The 3,158-nt window shown below is 71.4% G+C and carries 3 protein-coding genes and 1 riboswitch; of the genes, 2 read left to right on the top strand and 1 reads right to left on the bottom strand.

Annotation, left to right across the window (positions count from 1 at the left end):
- The coding region (locus FUT87_RS23395) for a hypothetical protein (RefSeq protein ID WP_222617251.1) at positions 1 to 278 on the bottom strand (278 nt) is incomplete at its 3' end.
- A 289-nt stretch (positions 279 to 567) separates the two neighbouring features.
- Positions 568 to 668, top strand: a riboswitch (cyclic di-GMP riboswitch).
- Between the two features lie 84 nt (positions 669 to 752).
- On the opposite strand from FUT87_RS23395, the gene FUT87_RS23390 reads away from it, so the two are divergent.
- Positions 753 to 2,555, top strand: coding sequence for a ShlB/FhaC/HecB family hemolysin secretion/activation protein (locus FUT87_RS23390; protein ID WP_147242559.1), 1,803 nt, complete (start codon positions 753 to 755; stop codon positions 2,553 to 2,555).
- 68 nt (positions 2,556 to 2,623) lie between these two features.
- Positions 2,624 to 3,158 (top strand): ESPR-type extended signal peptide-containing protein (locus FUT87_RS23385; RefSeq protein ID WP_147242558.1); only part of this gene is annotated, 535 nt, incomplete at its 3' end.

Genomic DNA, 3,158 nt, shown 5'->3' with positions numbered 1-3,158 from the left:
GCGTCGATGCGGGTGATGCGGGCGCCGTCGTGGCGATAGAGACCGTTCTCGGTGCCGATGACCAGGCGGCCGTCGGGCAGCTGGACCATGGCGGTGACGGAGAGATTGGAGAGTCCGTCCGACTGCGTGTGCGTGGTCAGCGCCAGGTCTTGCGCCGGGGCCGTGGCGACCAGTGCACCCGCCAGCAGGCCCGCGAGGATCCAGCGGGCGAACCGGAGCGGCGCGGAGCGGCGCGGAGCGGGCGAGGCGAGTGGGGCGAGCGTGGCGGAAGAGGGCATCGGTGGACGCGAGGACCGGCGATCAGCCAAGGCGCCGCGGCGGTTCGCGACGCACGTTCAGCTCCGGAGGATAGCGGGCAGGCGGGCGCTCATCGCACCGTGTGGCACCGGGCGCTGATCGCGAGGGCCGGGCGTGAGACTTTCTGCCTCGAAAGCCGCGCTAGCGGCTCGCGGCCGCTTCGTCAATCCTCCCTGAAGTGCGATGTGTCGATCGTGTTGCACTCCGATACAGTGCTTCACTCGAGTCCGCCGCCGAGCGAGCACTTCGTGAGGAATCTCACAGGGCGCGGACTGCCTAGGGCAAAACCGGCGCGAGCCGGCGACGCAAAGCTTCCGGTCTCCCGCCGGCATCCCTCCGATGCCGTGCCATGAGATAGCGGGGTTGCCGGATGGGTCCGCGCCAGTCCGTGATGCATTGCCGTCTTCCCGGCTGCCTTGGGTTCAGAAAAACAACGCCCAACAGGCAGGCAAGGGATGCAGCAGGACAAGAACAAGCGGGCGCACGCGCGCCCGGCCGCCGGCGTGCCGGCAGTGGCGATGGTGGCGCTGGCCGCGGCGCTCGCCGCCGGCGTGGAAACCGCCTGGGGTCAGGCCTTGCCGCCGGGCACGGTCGACCCTGACGCGCAACGCCAGCTTCAGCAGCAGCGCGAGGCGCAGCAGCGCCAGTCGCTGGAGCGCGAACCCGACGTGCGCCTGCGCGCCAGCCCGCCCCCGGCGCGTCAACGCCTGCGCGACGACGAGTCGCCCTGTTTCCTCATCACCCGGATCGAGCTGGACGGCGTCGCGGACCAGCCCCGCATGGCCCGCCAGATCCGCGCGCTGGACGGCCCGCAGGGCGACGACGCCCCGATCGGCCGTTGCCTGGGCGCCACCGGCGTGGCCACGCTGGTCACGCGGCTGCAGGACGCGCTGATCGAGGAAGGTTTCATCACCACGCGCGTGCTGGCCGCGCCCCAGGACCTGTCCACCGGCGTGCTGCGCCTGACCGTGGTGCCGGGACGCGTCCACGCGATCCGCGTGCGCGAGGGCAGCTCCCCGCAGGTGCGGCTGGCCAACGCGCTGCCGGTCAAGCCCGGCGACGTGCTCAACCTGCGCGACATGGAGCAGGCGCTGGAGAACCTGCAACGCGTGCCCGGCGCGCAGGCCGACATCCAGGTCGAGCCTGCCCGGGACACGGTCGAGCCCGGCTACAGCGACCTCGCCGTCAGCTACCAGGGCGGGCGCCAATGGCGCTGGCAGGTGTCGCTGGACGACAGCGGCAGCGAGGCCACCGGCCGCTATCCGCTGGCGCTGACCGCCTCGCTGGACCATGCGCTGACGCTCAACGACCTCTTCTACGTGACCCTGAACCGCGACGCCGACTGGCTCGCGCGCCGCGTCGACGAGCGCGACGGTCCGCACAAGGGCACCGGCGGCCACGTGCTGCATTACTCGCTGCCCTGGGGCCACGCGCTGCTGAGCGTGACCTTCAGCCGCAGCGGCTATCGCCAGGTCGTCATCGGCGCGAACCAGACCTACGTCTACCGCGGCGCCAGCAGCAACGGCGAACTCAAGCTGACCCGCATGCTCTGGCGCGACGGCCAGTACAAGTTCAGCGGTTTCGTGAAGCTGTTCGGCCGCGGCTCGCGCAACTACATCGACGACACCGAGGTCGAGGTGCAGCGCCGGCGCACCGGCGGCTGGGAAGCCGGCTTCAACCTCAAGCGCCAGGCCGGCGGCGTCGGCAGCGAGGCCGAGTTCAGCCTCAAGCGCGGCACCGGCGCCTTCCACGCGCTGGAGGCGCCCGAGGAGGCCTTCGGCGAGGCCGACTCGCGCGTGAAGCTGCTGCAGGGCAGCGTCAGCGTCAACGGCGCACTGCCGCTGGGCGCCCGTCAGCTGCAGCTGAGCAGCTCGGTGCGCGGCCAGCTCGCGCTGAACCGCCTGACGCCGCAGGACCGCTTCTCCATCGGCGGCCGCTACACGGTGCGCGGCTTCGGCAGCGATGCCTCCCTGTCCGCCGACGACGGCCTGCTCTGGCGCAACGAGGCCGAGCTGCCGCTGAGCGCGCCGCAGGGCTCCCCGGCGGTATCGATGTACCTGGGCGTGGACGCCGGCCTGGTCGGCGGCAACGGCGCGGAACGCCTGGCCGGACGCCACCTGACCGGCGCCGTCATCGGCTCGCGCCTGCGCACGCAGGGCTTCTCGCTCGATGTCTTCGCCGGCGCGCCGCTGTGGCAGCCCGCGCGCTTCCCGGCGGCCCGCGTCGTCGCGGGTTTCAGCCTGACCTATTCCCGTTGATGCCTTTCCGTTGATGCCCTTGCGCTGACCCGGATCCCTCGCTCCCCAATTTCTCCGTTGAGCTCACGATGAACCGTCTCCAGTACCGAATCGTCTTCAACAAGCAACGTGGCCAACTGATGGCCGTGGCCGAGACCGCCGTCAGCCAGACCAAGGGCGGCAGCGGGGAGAGCGCGGCACCGGCGCGTCGCGCGCTGGCCGCCGCGGAGGTCGTGCCGGCGATCTCGCGTGGCCCGCCGGCGCTGCTCGCGCTGGCCGCGGCCTTCGCGATGGGGGCGGTGATCACGCTGGCACCGGAGGCGCTGGCCCAGGTCAAGGCCGATCCGAATGCGCCGAAGCAGCAGCAGCCGACGGTGGTCAACAGCGCCAACGGCACGGTGCAGGTGAACATCCAGACGCCCAGCGCGGCCGGCGTCTCGCGCAACACCTACAGCCAGTTCGACGTCGACCGGCAGGGCGTGATCCTGAACAACTCGCGCACCGATGCCAGCACGCAGCTGGGCGGTTTCGTGCAGGGCAATCCGTGGCTGGCCAAGGGCAGCGCGCGCGTGATCCTCAACGAGGTCAACAGCAGCGCGCCCAGCCAGCTCAAGGGCTACGTGG

Source organism: Mitsuaria sp. TWR114, from assembly GCF_007997345.1.
The sequence above is the reverse complement of the archived record's forward strand: the minus strand, read 5'-3'. Positions and strand labels throughout refer to the sequence as shown.

What these genes read in the sequence shown, in the direction of transcription:
- FUT87_RS23390 (WP_147242559.1), top strand. Translation starts at nt 753, where the DNA reads ATGCAGCAGGACAAGAACAAGCGGGCGCACGCGCGCCCGGCCGCCGGC.